The 22,005-nt window shown below is 67.3% G+C and carries 18 protein-coding genes, 3 tRNA genes and 1 pseudogene; 1 reads left to right on the forward strand and 21 read right to left on the reverse strand.

The features are described from left to right. Positions 1-206 precede the first annotated feature (206 nt). The 16 genes and pseudogenes from tuf to AB0M43_RS31615 form a co-directional block, all read right to left on the reverse strand. Positions 207-1,400: an elongation factor Tu gene (gene tuf, locus AB0M43_RS31540; protein WP_363729476.1), complete on the reverse strand. Its 1,194-nt coding sequence runs from the start codon at positions 1,398-1,400 to the stop codon at positions 207-209. Between the two features lie 93 nt (positions 1,401-1,493). Then, the gene (gene fusA, locus AB0M43_RS31545; RefSeq protein ID WP_363729479.1) at positions 1,494-3,593 is read right to left on the reverse strand and encodes an elongation factor G; all 2,100 of its coding nucleotides are present in this window, start codon (positions 3,591-3,593) and stop codon (positions 1,494-1,496) included. A gap of 143 nt (positions 3,594-3,736) precedes the next feature. Next, entirely contained in the window at positions 3,737-4,207 is a 471-nt protein-coding gene (rpsG, locus tag AB0M43_RS31550) for a 30S ribosomal protein S7 (RefSeq protein ID WP_197006656.1), read from the reverse strand. Continuing rightward, entirely contained in the window at positions 4,207-4,581 is a 375-nt protein-coding gene (gene rpsL / locus AB0M43_RS31555; protein ID WP_197006655.1) for a 30S ribosomal protein S12, read from the reverse strand. Before rpsL ends, rpsG begins: the two co-directional genes overlap by 1 nt. Positions 4,582-4,963: 382 nt before the next feature. After that, positions 4,964-5,341, reverse strand: coding sequence for a hypothetical protein (locus tag AB0M43_RS31560; RefSeq protein WP_363729483.1), 378 nt, complete (start codon positions 5,339-5,341; stop codon positions 4,964-4,966). A gap of 230 nt (positions 5,342-5,571) precedes the next feature. Further along, positions 5,572-5,913, reverse strand: a complete 342-nt coding sequence (locus AB0M43_RS31565) for a hypothetical protein (protein WP_363729883.1) — start codon at positions 5,911-5,913, stop codon at positions 5,572-5,574. A 74-nt stretch (positions 5,914-5,987) separates the two neighbouring features. After that, positions 5,988-9,875, reverse strand: coding sequence for a DNA-directed RNA polymerase subunit beta' (locus AB0M43_RS31570; protein ID WP_363729484.1), 3,888 nt, complete (start codon positions 9,873-9,875; stop codon positions 5,988-5,990). Positions 9,876-9,958: 83 nt separating this feature from the next. Further along, a complete protein-coding gene (locus AB0M43_RS31575; protein ID WP_363729487.1) occupies positions 9,959-13,393 on the reverse strand; it encodes a DNA-directed RNA polymerase subunit beta in 3,435 nt (1,144 codons plus the stop codon). Positions 13,394-13,856: 463 nt separating this feature from the next. Then, complete coding sequence (gene rplL, locus AB0M43_RS31580; protein ID WP_363729489.1) at positions 13,857-14,240, reverse strand: 50S ribosomal protein L7/L12; 384 nt, start codon at positions 14,238-14,240, stop codon at positions 13,857-13,859. A 59-nt stretch (positions 14,241-14,299) separates the two neighbouring features. After that, on the reverse strand, positions 14,300-14,887 hold the full coding sequence (gene rplJ / locus AB0M43_RS31585; protein WP_363729491.1) for a 50S ribosomal protein L10: 588 nt from the start codon (positions 14,885-14,887) through the stop codon (positions 14,300-14,302). Between the two features lie 107 nt (positions 14,888-14,994). Beyond that, positions 14,995-16,284 carry a S8 family serine peptidase gene (locus AB0M43_RS31590; protein ID WP_363729494.1) on the reverse strand — a complete coding sequence of 430 codons (1,290 nt, stop codon included), beginning with the start codon at positions 16,282-16,284 and terminating at the stop codon, positions 14,995-14,997. 174 nt (positions 16,285-16,458) lie between these two features. After that, on the reverse strand, positions 16,459-17,178 hold the full coding sequence (rplA, locus tag AB0M43_RS31595; RefSeq protein WP_363729496.1) for a 50S ribosomal protein L1: 720 nt from the start codon (positions 17,176-17,178) through the stop codon (positions 16,459-16,461). A gap of 71 nt (positions 17,179-17,249) precedes the next feature. Further along, positions 17,250-17,684 (reverse strand): 50S ribosomal protein L11, encoded by a 435-nt coding sequence (gene rplK / locus AB0M43_RS31600; RefSeq protein ID WP_197006647.1) that lies wholly within the window; start codon positions 17,682-17,684, stop codon positions 17,250-17,252. A gap of 74 nt (positions 17,685-17,758) precedes the next feature. Continuing rightward, positions 17,759-18,352: pseudogene (gene nusG / locus AB0M43_RS31605) on the reverse strand (transcription termination/antitermination protein NusG); the annotation flags it as partial. A 189-nt stretch (positions 18,353-18,541) separates the two neighbouring features. Then, the gene (gene secE, locus AB0M43_RS31610; protein WP_363729499.1) at positions 18,542-18,916 is read right to left on the reverse strand and encodes a preprotein translocase subunit SecE; all 375 of its coding nucleotides are present in this window, start codon (positions 18,914-18,916) and stop codon (positions 18,542-18,544) included. A gap of 114 nt (positions 18,917-19,030) precedes the next feature. Next, positions 19,031-19,103 (reverse strand) — tRNA-Trp (locus AB0M43_RS31615). Positions 19,104-19,316: 213 nt separating this feature from the next. Here AB0M43_RS31615 and AB0M43_RS31620 point away from each other — a divergent pair. Next, the gene (locus AB0M43_RS31620) at positions 19,317-20,558 is read left to right on the forward strand and encodes an RNA polymerase sigma factor (protein WP_363729501.1); all 1,242 of its coding nucleotides are present in this window, start codon (positions 19,317-19,319) and stop codon (positions 20,556-20,558) included. Here AB0M43_RS31620 and AB0M43_RS31625 read toward each other — a convergent pair. From AB0M43_RS31625 to AB0M43_RS31645, 5 genes are all read right to left on the reverse strand, one after another. Continuing rightward, positions 20,555-20,956 (reverse strand): MaoC/PaaZ C-terminal domain-containing protein, encoded by a 402-nt coding sequence (locus AB0M43_RS31625; protein ID WP_363729503.1) that lies wholly within the window; start codon positions 20,954-20,956, stop codon positions 20,555-20,557. The genes AB0M43_RS31620 and AB0M43_RS31625 overlap by 4 nt on opposite strands. After that, on the reverse strand, positions 20,956-21,396 hold the full coding sequence (locus AB0M43_RS31630) for a MaoC family dehydratase N-terminal domain-containing protein (protein ID WP_363729505.1): 441 nt from the start codon (positions 21,394-21,396) through the stop codon (positions 20,956-20,958). The genes AB0M43_RS31625 and AB0M43_RS31630 overlap by 1 nt, the downstream gene beginning before the upstream one ends. A gap of 80 nt (positions 21,397-21,476) precedes the next feature. Next, positions 21,477-21,644: a 50S ribosomal protein L33 gene (gene rpmG, locus AB0M43_RS31635; RefSeq protein ID WP_197006641.1), complete on the reverse strand. Its 168-nt coding sequence runs from the start codon at positions 21,642-21,644 to the stop codon at positions 21,477-21,479. A gap of 97 nt (positions 21,645-21,741) precedes the next feature. Then, positions 21,742-21,814, reverse strand: a tRNA-Met gene (locus AB0M43_RS31640). 66 nt (positions 21,815-21,880) lie between these two features. Then, positions 21,881-21,953 (reverse strand) — tRNA-Thr (locus AB0M43_RS31645). Positions 21,954-22,005: the final 52 nt, after the last annotated feature.

Here is a 22,005-nt window from a genome sequence, read left to right on the forward strand (position 1 = left end):
TAGGGCCATACTCCGTCGTTCGAGTTTGAAACTCTGCGGACGGACAGCGGGCCCCGGTGCGACGACGGGGTCGGGGTGTTCGAGCGGGGTCGAACACCGCGAGACGGGGCGGCCCTGGATGACTCCGGAGACCGGACAGCCGAGGCCGCCCCGCAACGCACAACCTATTCATTATGCCGTACGAGGTACGGCAAAGTGAAATCGGGTTACTTAAGAATCTTAGTGACGCGCCCCGCACCAACGGTGCGGGAGCCCTCGCGGATGGCGAAACGGAGACCGTCCTCCATCGCGATGGGCTGGATCAGCGCCACAGTCATCTCGGTGTTGTCGCCGGGCATGACCATCTCGGTGCCCTCGGGCAGCGTGACGACGCCGGTGACGTCAGTCGTCCGGAAGTAGAACTGCGGACGGTAGTTGTTGAAGAACGGCGTGTGACGGCCGCCCTCTTCCTTCGAGAGGATGTAGACGTTCGCCTCGAAGTCGGTGTGCGGAGTGGTCGTGCCCGGCTTGATGATGACCTGGCCGCGCTCGATGTCCTCACGCTTCACACCACGGAGCAGCAGACCGACGTTCTCGCCAGCGCGGCCCTCGTCGAGCAGCTTGCGGAACATCTCGACACCGGTGACGGTGGTCGACTGCTTGGTCGTCTTGATGCCGATGATGTCGACAGTCTCGTTGACCTTGATGATGCCCCGCTCGATACGCCCGGTGGCGACGGTGCCACGACCGGTGATCGTGAACACGTCCTCGACCGGCATGAGGAACGGCTTGTCAACCTCGCGCTCCGGCTGCGGGATCGCGGTGTCGACCGCGTCCATCAGCTCGAGCAGCTTGGCGGACCAGGTCGGGTCGCCCTCGAGAGCCTTGAGCGCCGAGACCTGGACGACCGGAAGGTCGTCACCCGGGAACTCGTAGGTCGAGAGCAGCTCCCGGACCTCCATCTCGACGAGCTCGAGGAGCTCCTCGTCCTCGACCATGTCGCTCTTGTTGAGCGCCACGACGATGTACGGAACGCCGACCTGGCGGGCCAGGAGCACGTGCTCCTTGGTCTGCGGCATCGGGCCGTCGGTCGCCGCGACCACCAGGATCGCGCCGTCCATCTGCGCGGCACCGGTGATCATGTTCTTGATGTAGTCCGCGTGACCCGGGCAGTCAACGTGGGCGTAGTGCCGCGACTCGGTCTGGTACTCGACGTGCGCGATGGAGATCGTGATACCACGAGCCTTCTCCTCGGGCGCCTTGTCGATCTCGTCGAACGGCGTGTACGGGTTGAGGTCCGGGTACTTGTCGTGCAGGACCTTCGTGATGGCCGCAGTCAGCGTCGTCTTACCGTGGTCAATGTGACCGATGGTGCCGATGTTGACGTGCGGCTTAGTCCGCTCGAACTTCGCCTTCGCCACTGTGTCCTCCTGTGGACCGTTGGTTACGTCGATCTGGGTCTGGTCCGGGTGGGACCGGCCCGGTGATGCTGCCCGGGCGTGACTACCGGCGAACTACTCGCCGGTGGCCTTCGCGATGATCTCCTTCGCCACGTTGGCCGGAACCTCGGCGTAGGAGTCGAACTGCATCGAATAGCTCGCCCGGCCCTGGGTCTTCGACCGCAGGTCGCCGACGTAGCCGAACATCTCCGACAGCGGCACCAGGGCCCGGACGACTCGGGCGCCGGAGCGCTCCTCCATCGCCTGGATGATGCCACGCCGGGAGTTGAGGTCGCCGATGACGTCACCCATGTTGTCCTCGGGGGTGACGACCTCGACTGCCATCATCGGCTCGAGGATGGTGGGGTTCGCCTTGCGGGCGGCCTCCTTCATCACGATCGAGCCGGCGATCTTGAATGCCATCTCGGACGAGTCGACCTCGTGGTACGCACCGTCGAGGAGCGTGAACTTCACGCCCACCAGCGGGTACCCAGCGAGGACACCGTACTGCAGGGAGTCCTGCGCACCGGCGTCGACCGAGGGGATGTACTCCTTCGGGATACGACCGCCGGAGACGGCGTTCACGAACTCGTACGTCGGGCCGTCCGGAGTCATCTCCAACGGCTCGACCTTGACGATGACCTTGGCGTACTGACCGGAGCCACCGGTCTGCTTCTTGTGCACGTAGTCGAGCTTGTCGACGGTGCCCTTGATCGTCTCGCGGTAGGCCACCTGCGGCTTGCCGATGTTGGCCTCGACGCTGAACTCGCGACGCATCCGGTCGACCAGGATGTCGAGGTGCAGCTCGCCCATACCGGAGATGACGGTCTGGCCGGTGTCCTCGTCGGTCTTGACCTGGAAGGTCGGGTCCTCCTCGGCCAGGCGCTGGATCGCGGTGCCCAGCTTCTCCTGGTCGGCCTTCGACTTCGGCTCGATCGCCACCGAGATGACCGGGGCCGGGAACGTCATCGACTCGAGGATCACCGGGTTCGCCGGGTCACACAGCGTGTCACCGGTGGTGGTCTGCTTCAGACCCTGCACCGCGATGATGTCGCCAGCCGACGCCGTCGAGCGCTCTTCGCGCTTATTGGCGTGCATCTGGTAGATCTTGCCGATCCGCTCCTTGCGCTCCTTGGTCGAGTTGCTGACCTGGGTGCCCGACTCGAGCGTGCCCGAGTAGACCCGGACGTAGGTCAGCTTGCCGAGGTGCTTGTCCGTCTGGATCTTGAAGGCGAGGCCCGAGAAGGGCTCCTTCGGGTCCGGGTGACGGATGACGACGGTCTCGCCGTTGAGCGCGGTGCCCTCGTACGCCGGAACGTCCAGGGGCGACGGCAGGTAGTCGATGACGGCGTCGAGCATCGGCTGGATGCCCTTGTTCTTGAACGCCGAACCACACAGCACCGGGTTGGCCTTCGAGGCGAGGGTGGCGCGACGGATCGCGGCCTTGATCTCGTCGTTCGAGATCTCGTCCCCGCTGAGGAACAGCTCGGCGAAGTGGTCGTCCACGTCCGCGAGGGTCTCGAGCAGAGTCTCGCGAGCCTGGTCCGCGGCGTCGACCAGGTCGGCCGGGATCGCCTCGATCGCGTAGTCCTCACCCTTGGTGGTCTCGCCACGCCAGGTCAGGGCACGCATGCCGATGACGTCCACGACGCCGATGTGGTCGCCCTCGAGCCCGATCGGGATCTGGAGCACGAGCGGGGTGGCGTTGAGCCGGTCGACCATCATCTCGACGCAGCGGTCGAAGTTCGCGCCGGTGCGGTCGAGCTTGTTGACGAAGCACATGCGGGGCACGTGGTACTTGTCGGCCTGACGCCAGACGTTCTCCGTCTGCGGCTCCACGCCGGCGACGCCGTCGTAGACCGCGACCGCGCCGTCGAGCACCCGCAGGGACCGCTCGACCTCGACCGTGAAGTCGACGTGACCCGGGGTGTCGATGATCTGGATCGTGTGACCAGCCCACTCGCACTTGGTGGCGGCGGACGTGATCGTGATCCCGCGCTCCTGCTCCTGCTCCATCCAGTCCATGACGGCAGCGCCCTCGTGGACCTCACCGATCTTGTACGTGATGCCGGTGTAGAACAGGATCCGCTCGGTGGTCGTCGTCTTACCGGCGTCGATGTGCGCCATGATCCCGATGTTGCGAACCTTGGCGAGCGCGTTGTCGGCGGCAGCCACTGTGATCCCTACTTCGTCTCTAGAAAGTCTGGAGTTTGCACTCACTAGTTTGCAGGCCCTGGCGACCGGGTTTTTCACCGGCCGCCGGGCTCAGCTGCTGGATCCCCGCGGCAGGTTCCCCCGCCGCAGGCATCCGTCGCGTTCTACCAGCGGTAGTGCGCGAAGGCCTTGTTCGACTCGGCCATCTTGTGCGTGTCCTCGCGACGCTTCACCGCGGCACCGAGGCCGTTGCTGGCGTCGAGCAGCTCGTTCATGAGCCGCTCGGTCATCGTCTTCTCGCGACGCGCCCGGCTGTACTGGACGAGCCAGCGCATCCCGAGGGTCACGGCACGCTGCGGGCGCACCTCGACCGGCACCTGGTAGGTCGCGCCACCAACACGGCGGCTGCGGACCTCGAGGGTCGGCTTGATGTTGTCCAGCGCGCGCTTCAGGATGACGACCGGGTCGGTGCCGGCCTTCTCCTTGGCGCCCTCGAGGGCACCGTAGACGAGGCGCTCAGCCAGGCCACGCTTGCCTTCCAGCAGGATCTTGTTGACCAGCTGGGTGACGATCGTGGAGTTGTAGACCGGGTCCGCAACGAGCGGCCGGCGCGGGGCGGGGCCCTTACGCGGCATTAGCTCTTCTCCTTCTTCGCGCCGTAGCGGCTGCGAGCCTGCTTACGGTTCCGGACACCCTGGGTGTCGAGCGAACCGCGAATGATCTTGTAACGGACACCGGGAAGGTCCTTCACACGACCACCACGCACGAGCACGATCGAGTGCTCCTGCAGGTTGTGGCCGACGCCCGGGATGTAGGCCGTTACCTCGATGCCGCTGGTGAGTCGCACACGAGCGACCTTCCGCAGGGCCGAGTTCGGCTTCTTGGGGGTGGTGGTGTACACGCGAGTGCACACGCCACGCCGCTGCGGGCTGCCCTTGAGCGCAGGCGTCTTCGTCTTGCTCGTCTTCGCCTGACGGCCCTTGCGGACCAGCTGCTGGATTGTTGGCACCGGGTCTCTCCGCTCCCTCCGGCCTCGGCGCCGCGCGCCGCGGCCGGGCCGTTCACTAGCTCTTAAAGCAAAGCTGTCAGATAGTGCATGCCTGTGCTGATGAAGCCTGAGCTTCGACCCCCGCGCTCGGGCGTGTCGCCGTCTGCGCTCCCCGATCGGATGGGGATCCGATCGGATCTGGGCTCGTGCGGACGTACGGGATTAGCCGACACGCACGCACGATGGCCTGGGGATGCCCAGGCACAAGGGGAAAGAGTACCCACTATGAGAACGTAGGTCAAAACGAGGAGTGCCGAGGCGTGCTCATCGTGGCCCGAGTCACCGTGGCGGATGCTCTATACCAGAGTACCTGGTCGGGTTGTAGACCCCGCGCCGGTACCCGTCAGGTGCTCAACACCACTGCCAGGAGCAGCGCCCCCACGCTGGAGAGGAGCCCGACCCCCGCGCAGCACAGCCCCGCGACGGCGATCCCCTTGCCTGTGAGTTCGCCCCGGGCCCGCCGGATCTGACGGAGCGCGGCCAACCCGAGAGCGAGCCCCGCGAGCCCCGCGGCGGCCCCCAGCACGGCGAACGCGCCGGCCACCTGGGCGCCCCAGCCGCCCTGGGCCCCGGTCACCCCGAAGCAGAGCACGGCGATGGAGACCAGCAGGGAGGCGATCCCGGCGACCAGCGACCCGAGGGCGACCCCGGACTGGATCGGGCGCACCGCGGGGTAGGCGAGATTGAAGTCACCGCCGGGGCCGGGGAGCACAGCGGCCATGGCGACCCCAGGGCCCGGCTGGCGGGGTGGTGGCGGCGGGCGGTGCCACTGCGGCACCGGAGCGGGCCCGGTGGGCATCTGGGGTACCGGTGGGGCCGGTGGGGCCGCGACCACGGGAGCCTGCTCCCGCGACACCTCCCACGGCGAGGGAGCCGCCCACGGTGTCGGCTCCGGCGGGGGTGGCGGTGTCTGCCCGTGGTCCTGCGTCATGCAGCCATCTTGACCTACGACTACGACGTGTGCGAGTCGAAGTCCTGACCCGCGCCGGTCGGCACGAGGTGCAGCAGGCCGATCACGACCGCGAGCACGAGCGCGGTGGCCGCGAGCGCGACCCCGACCCAGGCCAGGGCGGTGCCGATCCGGACGGAACGCCGCCCGGTGAGGAAACCGGCCGCGGCGTCGATATCCGCCGTCGCCTGGCGGGCCAGGAGCAGCGCGATCCACGCGGGGACCAGGCCGCCGACCATCGGGCCCGTGACGAGCGCGACGATCCCGAGCACCAGGACGGCGCGCGCCTTGGTCGACGCCGTCGGGTCGGGGTCGGCCGGGTGCCGGAGCGGTTGGGTGAGCATCGGGTACGCCACTCCCCCATCATGCACTCTGGCCGGGCCCCCGCAGGGACCCGGCCAGAGTTACAGCGTCACTTCTACCGGAACGAGCCCAGGTCGAAGTCGTCCAGCGGGACGGCCTGACCACTCGCCGGACCGAAGCCGTAGTCGACCTCGGTGTAGCCCGTCATGGAGTAGACCCGGGCCTTGGCCTCCTCGGTCGGCTCCACCCGGATGTTGCGGTACTTGCTGATGCCAGTACCCGCCGGGATGAGCTTTCCGATGATCACGTTCTCCTTCAGGCCGATCAGGGAGTCCGACTTGGCGTTGATCGCCGCGTCGGTGAGCACCCGGGTCGTCTCCTGGAAGGAGGCGGCCGACAGCCACGAGTCCGTGGCCAGCGAGGCCTTGGTGATACCCATCAGGACCGGACGGCCGGAGGCGGGCTCGCCACCCTCGGCGACGAGGCGACGGTTCTCCGCCTCGAACTGCGCCCGGTCGACGACCGAACCCGGCAGGAACTCCGTGGAGCCCGAGTCGATGACCGTGACCCGCTTGAGCATCTGCCGAATGATGATCTCGATGTGCTTGTCGTGGATCTGCACACCCTGCGAGCGGTACACGTTCTGGACCTCGGCGGTCAGGTGGACCTGAACCGCGCGGGGACCCATGATGCGCAGCAGCTCGTGGGGGTCGATCGTGCCCTCGACCAGCTTCTCGCCGACCTCGACCCGACCACCCTCGTGCACCCGGAGCTTCGAGCGCTTGGAGAGCTTGTCGTGCACGATCTCCTCGCTACCGTCGTCCGGCACGATGATGATCTTGCGCATCCGCTCGCCGTCCTCGATCCGGATCTTTCCGGGGGTCTCCGCGATCGGAGCCTTGCCCTTCGGAACCCGGGCCTCGAAGATCTCCTGGACACGCGGCAGACCCTGCGTGATGTCGTCACCCGCCACACCACCGGTGTGGAAGGTACGCATCGTCAGCTGGGTACCGGGCTCACCGATCGACTGGGCCGCGATGATGCCGACGGCCTCGCCGATGTCCACGTTCTTGCCCGTCGGCAGCGACCGGCCGTAGCAGGCCGCGCAGACGCCGAGCTTGGACTCGCAGGTGAGCACCGAGCGGAGCCGGAGCTCCTTGATCCCGGCGGCCACCAGCTGCTCGGTGAGCAGGGTGTTGAGGTCCGAACCGGCCGTGGCGATGACGTTGCCCTTGGCGTCCTTGACGTCGTCGCCCAGGGTGCGGGCGTGGACGCCGGACTCCGCGTGCTCGTCGACGACCAGCTTGCCGTCGAACTCCTTCGCGATGGCCATCCGGATCGCGCGGTCGGTGCCGCAGTCCTCCTCGCGGATGATCACGTCCTGCGAGACGTCCACCAGACGACGGGTCAGGTAACCCGAGTCGGCGGTACGCAGGGCCGTGTCCGCGAGGCCCTTACGGGCACCGTGGGTCGCGATGAAGTACTCCAGGACCGACAGGCCCTCGCGGAACGAGGACTTGATCGGACGCGGGATGATCTCGCCCTTGGGGTTGGCCACCAGACCACGGATCGCGGAGATCTGCCGGAGCTGGAGCATGTTTCCACGGGCACCCGAGTGGATCATGACCCACAGCGGGTTCTCCTGCGGAAGCGCCGTCTCCATCTCCTTGGCGACCTCGTTGGTCGCCTTGGTCCAGATCTCGATGAGCTCGCCGCGGCGCTCCTCACCGGTCATGAGACCACGGCTGTACTGCTTCTCGATCAGGTCGGCGTCCTTCTCGTACCGGCCGAGGATCTCCCACTTCTTGGGCGGCTGGACGACGTCCTCGATCGAGATCGTGACGCCGGACCAGGTCGCCCAGTGGAAGCCGTACTCCTTGAGCGCGTCCAGCGTCGCCGCCAACTGCACCTTCGGGTACCGCTCCGCCAGGTCGTTGACGATCACCGAGAGCTGACCCTTGCGGATCTCGTAGTTCACGAACCGGTAGTCCACCGGCAGCGTCTCGTTGAACAGGACCCGGCCCAGCGTCGTGGTGACGATGAGCGGCGAACCCGGCTCCCAGCCCTCGGGGGCCTCCCACGGGGCGTCGAACGCGCCGTTGTCGACCTCGGTGAGGCCGTCGAGGCGGATCTTCACCGGCTGCTGCAGGTGCAGCTCGCCCGCGTCGAACGCCATCCGGGCCTCGGCGTCGTTCGAGAACACCCGGGGGTCCGGCTGCGCCTTCGGCGACACGTGGCTCAGGTGGTACAGCCCGATGATCATGTCCTGGGTGGGCATGGTGACCGGCTTGCCGTCCGACGGCTTGAGGATGTTGTTGCTCGAGAGCATCAGCACCCGCGCCTCGGCCTGGGCCTCGGCGGACAGCGGCACGTGGACCGCCATCTGGTCACCGTCGAAGTCGGCGTTGAACGCCGTACACACGAGCGGGTGGATCTGGATGGCCTTGCCCTCGACCAGCTGCGGCTCGAAGGCCTGGATGCCCAGACGGTGCAGGGTGGGCGCGCGGTTCAGCAGGACCGGGTGCTCGGTGATGACCTCTTCGAGGACGTCCCACACGACCGGGCGCTGACGCTCGACCATCCGCTTGGCCGACTTGATGTTCTGGGCGTGGTTGAGGTCAACCAGCCGCTTCATCACGAACGGCTTGAACAGCTCCAGCGCCATCTGCTTCGGCAGGCCGCACTGGTGCAGCTTGAGCCGGGGGCCGACGACGATGACGGAACGACCGGAGTAGTCCACGCGCTTGCCGAGCAGGTTCTGACGGAACCGGCCCTGCTTGCCCTTCAGCATGTCGCTGAGGGACTTCAGCGGCCGGTTACCCGGACCCGTGACCGGACGACCACGACGGCCGTTGTCGAACAGCGCGTCGACGGCCTCCTGGAGCATCCGCTTCTCGTTGTTCACGATGATCTCGGGGGCACCGAGGTCGATCAGACGCTTGAGGCGGTTGTTCCGGTTGATCACGCGCCGGTACAGGTCGTTCAGGTCGGACGTCGCGAACCGGCCACCGTCGAGCTGCACCATCGGGCGCAGGTCCGGCGGGATGACCGGGACGCAGTCCAGCACCATGCCGAGCGGCGAGTTGCCGGTGCTCAGGAACGCGGCGACGACCTTCAGGCGCTTGAGGGCACGGATCTTGCGCTGGCCCTTGCCCGAACGGATGGTCTCCCGCAGCAGCTCGGCCTCTTCGTTCAGGTCGAGGTTCTGCAGGAGGGCCTTGATCGCCTCGGCACCCATGCCGCCGGTGAAGTAGTCCTCGAACCGGTCGCGGAGCTCGCGGTAGAGCATCTCGTCCGGGACGAGCTGCTTCGGCTCGAGCTTGCGGAAGGTGTCGAGCACCTCGTCGAGGCGGTCGATCTCGCGCTGGATCCGGTCCCGGATCTGGCGCATCTCGCGCTCGCCGGCTTCCTTCACCTTGCGGCGGACGTCAGCCTTCGCGCCCTCGGCCTCCAGCTCGCCCAGGTCGGCCTCGAGCTTCTTGGCCCGGCCGTCGACGTCGACGTCGCGACGGTTCTCCAGCTGGCGCTTCTCCGCGAGGATCTCGTTCTCGATCGTCTGCAGGTCGCGGTGCCGGGCCTCGGTGTCGACACTGGTGACGACGTACGAGGCGAAGTAGATGATCTTTTCCAGGTCCTTCGGCGCGAGGTCCAGCAGGTAACCCAGCCGGCTCGGCACGCCCTTGAAGTACCAGATGTGGGTCACCGAGGCGGCGAGCTCGATGTGGCCCATGCGTTCACGGCGGACCTTCGCCCGGGTCACCTCGACGCCGCAGCGCTCACAGATGATGCCCTTGAAACGAACCCGCTTGTACTTGCCGCAGTAGCACTCCCAGTCCCGGGTCGGACCGAAGATCTTCTCGCAGAAGAGTCCGTCCTTCTCAGGCTTCAGGGTGCGGTAGTTGATGGTCTCGGGCTTCTTGACCTCGCCGTGCGACCACTGACGGATGTCGTCAGCCGTAGCCAGACCGATCCGCAGCTCATCGAAGTAGTTCACATCGAGCACTTCGTCTACGTCCTTACTCAGTTACTCGGGCAGTCAGTGTCTGTCGGAGGTGTGGCCGGCCCCTCACGGGGCCGGCCGCGACTTCAGACCTCTTCGACGCTGCTCGGCTCACGCCGCGACAGGTCGATCCCCAGCTCCTCGGCAGCGCGGAAGACCTCGTCGTCCTGGTCCCGCATTTCCAGGGGCACGCCGTCCGACGAGAGGACCTCGACGTTCAGGCAGAGCGACTGGAGCTCCTTGAGCAGCACCTTGAAGGACTCCGGGATACCCGGCTCGGGGATGTTCTCCCCCTTGACGATGGCCTCGTAGACCTTCACGCGGCCGAGCACGTCGTCCGACTTGATGGTGAGCAGTTCCTGCAGGGCGTAGGCGGCGCCGTACGCCTGCATGGCCCAGCACTCCATCTCACCGAAGCGCTGACCACCGAACTGGGCCTTACCACCGAGCGGCTGCTGCGTGATCATCGAGTAGGGACCCGTCGACCGCGCGTGGATCTTGTCATCCACCAGGTGGTTCAGCTTGAGGATGTAGACGTAGCCGACCGCGATCGGGTGCGGCAACGGCTCGCCGGAGCGGCCGTCGAACAGCTTCGCCTTACCGTTGCCCTCGACGAGCTGCTGCCCGTCACGGGTGCGGATCGTGGACGCGAGAAGACCGGTGATCTCCTCCTCGCGGGCACCGTCGAACACCGGGGTTCCGACCCGGGTGTTCGGCCCGGACTCGTCCGCGCCGATCGCCCGAAGGGCCTTCTTCCACTCGGCGTCCTCGCCCTCGACCTTCCAGCCCGTCTTGGCCACCCAGCCGAGGTGCATCTCGAGCACCTGGCCGATGTTCATACGGCCCGGAACACCGAGCGGGTTCAGCACGATGTCGACCGGCGTGCCGTCCTGGAGGAACGGCATGTCCTCGACCGGGAGGATCTTGGAGATGACACCCTTGTTGCCGTGGCGTCCGGCGAGCTTGTCGCCGTCCTGGATCTTCCGCTTCTGGGCCACGTAGACGCGGACCAGCTCGTTGACGCCCGGGGGCAGCTCGTCGCCGTCGTCGCGGCTGAACGTGCGGACCCCGATGACCGTGCCGGTCTCGCCGTGCGGAACCTTCAGCGACGTGTCCCGCACCTCGCGGGCCTTCTCGCCGAAGATGGCGCGCAGCAGGCGCTCCTCCGGGGTCAGCTCGGTCTCACCCTTGGGCGTGACCTTGCCGACCAGGATGTCGCCGGGGACGACCTCGGCACCGATCCGGATGATGCCGCGCTCGTCGAGGTCGGCGAGCATCTCCTCGCTGACATTCGGGATGTCGCGGGTGATCTCCTCCGGCCCCAACTTGGTGTCGCGGGCGTCGACCTCGTGCTCCTCGATGTGGATCGAGGTGAGCACGTCCTCCTGCACGAGGCGCTGCGACAGGATGATCGCGTCCTCGTAGTTGTGACCCTCCCACGGCATGAACGCCACGAGCAGGTTCTTGCCGAGCGCCATCTCGCCCTGGTCCGTACACGGACCGTCGGCGATGACCTGGCCGGCCTCGACACGGGAGCCCTCGATGACGACCGGCTTCTGGTTCACGCAGGAACCGGAGTTCGACCGACGGAACTTGTGCAGCAGGTACGTCCGGCGGTGGCCGTCGTCCTGGTGCACCGTCACGTAGTCGGCGCAGACGTCCTCGACGACACCGGCGACCTCGGCGACGACCACGTCACCGGCGTCGACCGCTGCCCGGTACTCCATACCCGTACCGACCAGAGGAGCGTCGCTCTTGATCAGCGGCACGGCCTGACGCTGCATGTTCGCACCCATGAGGGCACGGTTCGCGTCGTCGTGCTCGAGGAACGGGATCATGGCGGTCGCGACCGACGTCATCTGACGCGGCGAGACATCCATGTAGTCGACGGCCTTCGGGGTGACGAAGTCGACCTCGCCGCCCTTCCGACGCACCAGGACGCGGTCCTCGAGGAACGTGCCGTCGGCGCGCAGCGGGGCGTTCGCCTGCGCGATGACGTGCCGGTCCTCTTCGTCCGCGGTCAGGTAGTCGACCTGCTCGGTGACCCGACCGGAGTCGTCGACCTTGCGGTACGGCGTCTCGATGAAGCCGAACGGGTTGACCCGCGCGAACGTCGAGAGAGCGCCGATCAGGCCGATGTTCGGGCCTTCCGGGGTCTCGATCGGGCACATCCGGCCGTAGTGGGACGGGTGCACGTCACGGACCTCGAAGCCGGCCCGCTCACGGGACAGACCACCCGGGCCCAGCGCGCTGAGGCGCCGGCGGTGGGTCAGACCCGCCAGGGGGTTGTTCTGGTCCATGAACTGGGACAACTGGGACGTCCCGAAGAACTCCTTGATCGCCGCCACGACGGGACGGATGTTGATCAGGGTCTGCGGGGTGATCGCCTCGACGTCCTGCGTGGTCATCCGCTCACGGACGACGCGCTCCATCCGACTCAGGCCGACGCGCACCTGGTTCTGGATGAGCTCGCCCACCGTGCGCAGCCGCCGGTTGCCGAAGTGGTCGATGTCGTCGGACTCGTAGCCCTCCTCACCGGCGTGCAGCCGGCAGAGGTACTCGATCGTCGACACGACGTCCTCGTCGGTCAGAACGCCCGTGGTGATCGGGGCGTCCACAGCCAGCTTCTTGTTGACCTTGTACCGGCCGACCTTCGCGAGGTCGTACCGCTTCGGGTTGAAGAAGAGGTTGTCGAGGAGGTTCTGGGCGTTCTCCCGCGTCGGCGGCTCGCCGGGACGCAACTTCCGGTAGATGTCCAGCAACGCCTCGTCCTGCGTGGCGATGTGGTCCTTCTCCAGGGTGGTCATCATGAGCTCGGACCAGGAGAAACGCTCCCGGATCTGCTCATCCGACCAGCCGATGGCCTTCAGAAGGACGGTCACGGCCTGCCGACGCTTGCGGTCGATACGCACACCGACCGTCTCGCGCTTGTCGATGTCGAACTCGAGCCAGGCCCCCCGGCTCGGGATGACCTTGACGCTCGACAGGTCGCGGTCAGACGTCTTGTCAGGCTCTTTGGTGTAGTAGACACCCGGAGACCGGACGAGCTGGGAGACGACGACACGCTCGGTGCCATTGATGATGAAGGTGCCCTTCGGCGTCATCATCGGGAAGTCACCCATGAACACCGTCTGGCTCTTGATCTCGCCGGTGCCGTGGTTAGTGAACTCTGCGGTTACGAAGAGAGGAGCGCAGTACGTCAGGTCCTTCTCCTTGCACTCTTCGATCGAGGCCTTGACCTCGTCGAAGCGCGGTGCGGAGAAAGACAGGGACATCGTGCCGGAGAAGTCCTCGATCGGACTGATCTCTTCGAGGATCTCCTCGAGGCCGGCGCGGGCGATCTGCTCGTCCGCGTTCCGGAACTGCCACGCTTCGTTCCCGACGAGCCAGTCGAACGACTCGGTCTGGATAGCGAGGAGGTTCGGGACCTCGAGGTTTTCTTTGATCCTGCCGAATGAGACCCGGCGCGGGGCGTATGCGCTAGTCGTGAAACTGGTCTTCGCAGGGCGGGAAGCTGCCAAGATGCGTCCTTCCGAGGACCTGTACTGCAACGGCCGTTTTACGCGCACCCTGAAAGACCAGACCGAAAATGGCCGAGAACGGACATTATAGACTGGGCCGGTGTCAGAAGGCAGCGCAAACTAGCAGTGTAGCCGAAAGGCGCACGGCTGTCCAGGCGGGTGCCAGGTCTGCCTCTACGCGGCGCGGCAGCCCCCGGTCATAGTGCCGGTGTGGGCCCCACCCGCGGAGGCTCCGGTGACTGGCAGCGGCCCTCTGGGTGCAGCGGTGTTACTGGAAACAGCCTGCCGGAGCCGACCCCCTCCGTCAAGGGGCACACGCTCTAACGCGGCCGCCACGCCGAACGGTTCTGGCGGCTACCCGTTCCGACGCAGGTCAGAGGCTTGTCGCTCCAGAACACAGACGGGATAACGACGCGGGGGTGACCACTCCAAAGAGTGGTCACCCCCGCGGTGAAACGTGAAACTACTTCAGCGTGACCGAACCGCCGGCAGCCTCGAGCTGAGCCTTGGCCTTCTCGGCGGCGTCCTTGGCGACGTTCTCCAGGATGTTGGCCGGGGCACCCTCGACCAGGTCCTTGGCCTCCTTGAGACCGAGGTTGGTGAGCGCGCGCACCTCCTTGATGACCTGGATCTTCTTCTCGCCGGCGCTCTCGAGGACGACGGTGAACTCGTCCTTCTCCTCCGGAGCCTCGGCAGCGGCACCGGGGCCGGCCGGGCCCGCGATGGCGACCGGGGCGGCGGCGGTGACGTCGAACTTGTCCTCGAACGCCTTCACGAACTCGGAGAGCTCGATAAGGGTCATGTTCTCGAACTGGCCGAGCAGCTCGTCCTGGGTGAGCTTCGCCATGGTAGGCGTCCTTTCGTGTAACGGTACGTCGGTGGATGTACAGGACAGAAGTCCTGGGGTTAGGCCTCGGCGCTCGCCTCGTCGGCCGGCGCCTCGGCGCCGTCGGCCGGTGCCTCGGCACCGGCGGCCTTCTTGTCCTGCAGTGCAGCAGCCGTACGCGCCATCTTCGACAGCGGAGCCTGGAACACGGCGGCAGCCTTGCTCAGGTTCGCCTTCATGGCACCGGCCAGCTTGGCCAGCAGCACCTCGCGCGACTCGAGGTCGGCGAGCTTCTGGACCTCAGCGGCCGAGATGGCCTTGCCCTCGAAGACGCCGCCCTTGATCACGAGGAGCGGGTGGGTCTTCGCGAAGTCGCGGAGCCCCTTCGCAGCCTCGACAGCGTCGCCGCCGACGAATGCGAGCGCGGTAGGACCGGTGAACAGCACGTCGAGCCCCTCGAGGCCCGCCTCCACCGCAGCACGCTTCGCCAGCGTGTTCTTGGCGACGGCGTACGTGGTCTCACGTCCGAGCGACCGCCGCAGCTGGGTCAGCTGGGAGACCTTCAGGCCCCGGTACTCGGTCAGAACAGTCGCCGAAGAGTTCTGGAACTTGTCCACGAGCTCTGCGACGGCATCGGCCTTGTCGGCCCGGACCGGCTTGTCCGCCATGTCCCTCCTCTCTCGTTACTCCGACCACGTGGTCGTCCGCGGTAACGAGAAAACGCCCCGGCGCAGGGCGCACGGAGCGTTGGACGCGAAAGTTCCGCGTCGAGCGACTATCCGTCATCCTGCGCGGGCCGTCCGCTCAATGCGGAACCTTCAACCACACCATTTTCAGGTACGGTGACCAGCGGTCTCTGGGTGAACTTCGACCACAGTACGCGGCTGGGGCCCGTTCCTCCAAATCGGGGCACAGTGATCTGCGCCCTCCAGAACACGGTCGCCAGCAGAGCCAACCCGGCGAGCACCGCCCCGACGAGCAGCCACGGCGCGACCTCGGCCCGATCCTGGGCCGGCCCGGCGGTCAGCGCCTGGGGCCGTACGGTCTCGCCGGACACGGTCGGCAGCGGGTACCGGTCGACCCGGGGCACCTCCGCGACGACGGCGGCCATGGCGTCCACGGCCCCGAAGCCGTACTGCAGGTCGCGGCCCTTGGGGCCCTTGTCCTGCGCCGTGCGGATCAGGCGGTTCACGACATCGGCGGCGGACATGTCCGGATAGCGCGCCCGGATCAGGGCCACCACCCCCGCGACCAGCGCCGTCGCCCCCGACGTACCGGAGGCGGACGTGTAGCCCGTGCGGGTCTCGAACGGCAGCAGCTCGCCCGGGGCGGCCACCACGACCTGCGGCCCGGTCTGCGAACCCGCCCAGATCTCCCCGTGCCGGTTCAGCGCGCTCACCGCGACCACCCCGGGGAACGCGGCCGGTTCGGACACCTGGGGGCCGTCCTGGCCCTGCTGGATGTTCCCGGCGGCCGCGACGATCACCACGTCGTGGTCCAGCGCGTACTGCACCAGGCGGCGCTTCCACTCCGCGTCCGGGGTCGGCGGCCCGCCGAGGGACATGCTGATCACCTTGGCGCCGTGGTCGACGGCCCACACGACCGCCCGGTACACGTTCTCGGTACTGAAGGCGCCGTCCGCCTGCCGGGTGATCTTCACCGGGAGGATCTTCGCCTCGGGGGCCGCGCCGAGCAGCCGGTCGTCGTCCCCGCCCTTGCCCGCGATCAGGCTGGCCATCCCGGTGCCGTGGCCGTCCTCGTCGTTGCGGCCGTCACCGGTCGTCCCCGCGTTCGTGATCTCCGTACCGTGCAGCACCTGGCCGCTCAGCGCCGGGCCGTCGGGGTCCACCCCGGTGTCGATGACCGCGACCGTCGTACCCGCGCCGCGGATCACGGACTGGGCGGCGGGGATGTTCATCGCGCCCAGGTACCACGAGCGCTCGCGCAGGTTCGGCGGCTGGTCCGGGCCGGCCTGGGCAGGGGTCGCCACCAGCCCGCCGCCGACGGTGAGGATGGCCGCGAGAGCGACGTGCCGGCACACGAACGCCCTTGCCCGCACAGCCACCTGCCACCCTCCCCGTACACACGAGTCCCAACGCGCGCCGATGCCGCAGCACAGCGCATGTCGGGCAGCGTGCCACAGTCCTCATCGGAAGGGAACCCCTTCCCAGGAGTTAAACAGGGACAAACGCCGACAGGGCACCCCCTCACGGGAGTGCCCTGTCGGGAAGAGGATTGCCTAGCCCTCGACGGGGGCGTCCTCGTGCAGGTTGCGGTAGCGGTTCGGGTCGACCTGGATGCCCGGCCCCATCGTCGTGGCGACGGTGACCTTCTTCAGGTACTTGCCCTTGGCCGAGGACGGCTTCGCCCGCAGCACCTCTTCGAGCGCGGCGGCGTAGTTGTCGATGAGCTTGGACTCGTCGAACGACGCCTTGCCGATGATGAGGTGCAGGTTCGAGTGCTTGTCCACCCGGAAGGTGATCTTTCCACCCTTGATCTCGTTGATCGCCTTGGTGACGTCCATGGTCACCGTGCCGGTCTTCGGGTTCGGCATGAGGCCGCGCGGGCCCAGAATCCGCGCGATCTTACCGATCTTGGCCATCTGGTCCGGCGTCGCGATCGCGGCGTCGAAGTCCAGCCAACCACCCTGGATCCGGGCGACCAGCTCCTCGGAGCCGACCTCGTCGGCACCGGCGGCGACGGCCTCTTCGGCCTTCGCGCCGGACGCGAACACGATCACGCGGGCGGTCTTACCGGTGCCGTGCGGCAGGTTGACCACGCCACGGACCATCTGGTCCGCCTTGCGGGGGTCGACGCCGATCCGCATCGAGATCTCGACGGTCTCGTCGAACTTGGCGCCACTGGTGGCCTTGGCGAGCTTGATCGCCTCGGACGGGCTGTAGATCTTGTCCCGGTCGATCTGCTCAGCGGCCTTGCGGTAGTTCTTTCCGTACGACATAGCTCTGTACTCCTGTGGTGTCTGGCGGGCCATCGAGGGCCCTCCCACGGTTGACGCTGACGGGCTGCCGACTAGTCGGAGACCGTGATGCCCATCTGACGGGCGGTGCCGGCGATGATCTTCTCGGCGGCGTCGAGGTCGTTGGCGTTCAGGTCGGGCATCTTCTTCTCAGCGATGTCCCGCACCTGGGCGCGCGTCAGGTTGGCGACCTTGGTCTTCTGCGGCTCACCGGAGCCCTTGGCCACACCGGCGGCCTTGAGGATCAGGCGCGCGGCCGGCGGCGTCTTGAGGATGAACGAGAACGTCCGGTCCTCGTACACGCTGATCTCGGCCGGCACGATGTCGCCGCGCTGGGCCTCGCTCTGCGCGTTGTACGCCTTGCAGAACTCCATGATGTTCACGCCGTGCTGACCCAGGGCCGGGCCGACCGGCGGAGCCGGGGTGGCCTGACCTGCGGGGAGCTGCAGCGTGAAGGTCGTGACGAGCTTCTTCTTCTTCGGAGGCATGTCTTACTTCCTGGGCTTGTGGATAACCCCCACGCAATCCGCGGGGACATCAACGGTAGCTGATCGACTCTCGGTCAGATCTTCGCGACCTGGTTGAAGTTCAACTCAACCGGGGTCTCACGACCGAAGATGGACACGAGGACCTTCAGCTTCTGCTGGTCCGGGTTGATCTCGGAGATCGTCGCCGGCATGGACGAGAACGCCCCGTCGGTGACCGTGACCGAATCGCCCACCTCAAAGTCGAGGACCTTGATCTCGGGCTTCTTCTTCTTCTCCGTGACCGCCGGGGCGAGCCACTTGAGGACCTCGTTCAGCGAGAGCGGCGCCGGGCGGTCTGCCCGGTCCGTCGCGCCGACGAAGCCCGTCACCCCGGGGGTGTTCCGAACGCAGGAGTAGGACTCCGGCGTCAGCTCCATCCGGACCAGGATGTAGCCGGGGAACACCTTCGACATCACCTGCTGGCGCTTGCCGTTCTTGACCTCGACCTCTTCACGGGTCGGGACCTCGACCTGGAAGATGAACTCCTCCATGTCGAGGGACACGATGCGGGTCTCGAGGTTGGTCTTGACCTTGTTCTCGTACCCGGCGTAGGAGTGCACGACGTACCAGTCGCCCGGAGCGAACCGGAGCGCCTCGCGCAGTTCCTTGACCGGGTCGAAGTCCTCGTCGTCCGGCGAGGCGACGAGCGGCTGCTCGTTGTCCTCGCCGGCGACGGCGACAGGAGCCTCGTCCGTGTCCTTGTTCTCGACGGCACCGGCGTCTTCGACGTCGGTCGACTCCTCGATCGTCGCCGCGACAGCGCCGTTCTCGGTCTCGTCGTACTCAGGCACGCTGGCTCTCTTCCCCTGCTCGTCTAACTACTTTTTACCGTCGGCGAAGACCCACAGCACGCCCTTGGCGAATGCCCAGTCCAGGGAGGCGACGATGGTCAGCATCACCGCGACGAACACCACGACGACCGTGGTGTAGGTCAGGAGTTCCTTGCGCGTCGGCCAGATGACCTTGCGCAGCTCGCTGACGACCTCGCGGATGAACCGTCCGAGCCGGCTGAACGGGTTGCCCCGCTTCTCGGTGGACTTCTCGGTCTTTACTTTATCGGATGACTTCTCAGCCTTGTCCGACTTGTCCTCTGCGGGCTTGGCGTCAGAAGCGTCGTCGGTTACAACGAGATCATCAGTCTCGTTGATCTCACCGTCGACGGCGTCGTTGTCGCGCCGCTTGCTCTCGGCCATTTGCCCTCTCCGTTGCACTCTCCACGCCGACCCAGAGGGCCAGCGTCGCCATAGCTCCAGCTAACACGTACTTCCGTCAACCCAGCCACAGGCAACACCGGACAGTGCTCGGCGCAGGGGCGACAGGACTCGAACCTGCAACCTGCGGTTTTGGAGACCGCTGCGCTGCCAATTGCGCCACACCCCTTTGCGAACCCCGGAGGTTCCGCGCAAGGGACGAGCGATTCCCGCCCAGTATGCACTTGTTAGGCATGCTGGAGCAGGGGCCACTCACCCCTAGGTCGACCAGTGTACGGGTACGGCGGCGATTCTCCCAACTCGGGCTCCCCGGGCGCCAGAGCCGAGACCGAACCGATGCGCGGGTGGCCCTCAGAGCCGGAGCCCGCTACCGTGCCTTCGCATGGACGACTTCGGCGACTCACCCTGGCTCGAACGGGCCTTCAGGGAACACGCCGACCGACTCTACGCATACTGCCTCTCCCTGGGCCTCAACAGCGCGGGAGCCGCCGACGCGGTGCACGACGCATTCATCATCGCCACTGAAAAGGCCCCTGAGCTGGCCGACCGGGACCACACCCGGGCATGGCTGTACGCCCTCGTGCGCCGCGAGTGCAGGGACCCGAACCGGCCCGCCGGCAGCGCTCCGGCGGGCGGTCCAGCCGCCGAGACGATCGACCTCGGGTCCGTGGTGCACACCGCGGAGACCACCGCCGCCGTCGCCGCCGCCGCGAACAGTCTCCGGATCGCCGACCGCGAACTCGTGGAACTGTCCGCCCGGCACGACCTGAGCCCCGAGGAGATCGCGCTCGTCACCGGGCTGTCCGCCGCCGCTGTCACCACCCGGCTCGGCAGGGCCATGGACCGGATCGCGCGACAGGGCGCCCCGGCACTGATCACCCGGTACTCGGCGCTGTCGTTTCCCAAGGTCACCGGGCAGTTGTGGCCCCGGTTGCGGAAGACCCGGGAGACCACGCTCCCCGCGCTGCTCACCGAGGTGGCCCGCAGGGTCGGCCCGCTCGACTCCGCCGGGTTCCCCCGCCAGCCCGACCAGCGCAGCGGTCCCCGGCCGAGGAGATGGGCGCTCGTGGGTACGGGGGTCGCGGCCTCCGTGCTGGTCGGCGCGGGGGTGGTGTTCGCCCAACAGGAGACGGGTACGCCCGAGGGGCGCCGGCAGACCATCGAGGCGCCCCCGATGCCGCTCCCGACCGGTGGGCACCGGGCCGAGGGCGCGCTCGCGGCCTCCCCGACGCCGAGCCGGCGCAGTCCGAGCGCGAGCCCCAGCAGTACCCCCCGACCGAGCGCGACCAGCGCCAAGCCGACAGTGGCCCCGACCACCGCGGGGCCCTCGGCCTCGCAGACGACCCTGGTCGGCCCCAAGGTGACCGCCAGCATCACCAACCCGCGGTGCCAGGGCGGTTGGCAGAGCTTCGGCGTGACCGCGACCGTCACCGGCGGGACGCCGAGCAGGGTCCGGCTGGTCCTGCACGACAGCTCCGGCAACTTCGCCGAGGACATGTCCTCCAGCGCCGGGAAGTGGAGCACCACGAGCTGGGGATACATCCCGACCGACTGGTACGTGGAGGCGACGCTGCCCGGCAGCCGCGTGGTGCGGACCGCCGGGCAGACTCTCGACGTGTGCTAGCGGGTCCGCAGGGTCGCCCGCGCGGCGCCCAGGACCTTCTCCCCCTCCGCGACGACGGACAGGTCGACGGTCACCAGGTCGCCGTCGACCTTCTTCACGACCGCCGACACCCCCAGCTCCGCGCCGTTCTCGTCGTCGGGCACCGGCACCGGCCGGGTGAACTTCGCGGTGTACGCCACCAGCGCGCCCGGGTCGCCCACCCAGTCGGTGACCGCGCGGGCCGCCAAGGCCATGGTGAGCATGCCGTGCGCGATGACGCTGGGCAGTCCGACCTCGGCGGCCACCCGGTCGCTCCAGTGGATCGGGTTGAAGTCCCCCGACGCGCCGGCGTACCGGACCAGGTCCGCGCGGGTCACCCGGAAGACGCGCTCCGGCAGTTGCGTACCGACCTCGTACATCACGCCTCCTCGCGAACCACGAGCGTCGACCACACGGCCACGACCAGCTCGCCGGAGCCGTCCGTCACGTCCGTGCGGGTGGTCAGGATGTCGTTCCCGGCGACGGTGCGGATGCCCTCGACGACCACGACGCAGACGAGGGTGTCCCCCGCGACCACGGGGCGGCTGTACTCGAACTTCTGCTCGCGGTGCAGCACGTTGCGCAGCTCGACGCCCAGCGCGGCGAGGGCGACCCCGCTCGCGTCCAGGGTGAGCAGGATCGGGAAGGTCGGCGGCGCGATCACGTCCGGGTGGCCGAACTTACGGGCCACGTCGGGGTCGCGGTAGGCCGGGTTGGGGTCGCCGATCGCCTCGGCGAACTCCCGGATCTTCTCCCGGCCCACCTCGTACGGGGCGGTCGGCGGGTACGTCCGACCAATCTGTGTCTGGTCCAAGGGCATGGGTATGGATCCTAGTGACCCATGCGAGAAAGGCGCCGCCCGTGTCGGGCGACGCCTTTCTGAAATCTTGCAGACGGTGACTAGCGCGTCTCGCGGTGGGCGGTGTGCTTGCCGCAGCGCGGGCAGAACTTGTTCATCTCGAGCCGGTCGGGGTCGTTCCGCCGGTTCTTCTTCGTGATGTAGTTCCGCTCCTTGCACTCCACGCACGCCAGCGTGATCTTCGGCCGTACGTCAGTCGCTTTACCCACGGGAGTGCCTTTCCTAGCTCTGGGGGTCTGTCGATCTGACAGCCTACCTGCGTCTACGCGAACATGGTAATCGGGCGCTCTGTGGCGCCCGCCGCAGTAGCGGTGGCCGGACTTGAACCGGCGACACAACGATTATGAGCCGTTTGCTCTACCATCTGAGCTACACCGCCAAAGCCGGCCAGCCAGGACGAACCTGGCCTCCCGCTGATGCCTGCTGGGACGAACCAGCAAACGAGAGCCCCTTTACGGAATCGAACCGTAGACCTTCTCCTTACCATGGAGACGCTCTGCCGACTGAGCTAAAGGGGCGTGCACTCCGTGAGGCGCGCAGGGGTAACCATACACAGCCGTAGTCCAGGGC

Source organism: Longispora sp. NPDC051575, assembly GCF_040681875.1.
In the GTDB taxonomy this organism is placed as follows: Bacteria; Actinomycetota; Actinomycetes; order Mycobacteriales; family Micromonosporaceae; genus Longispora.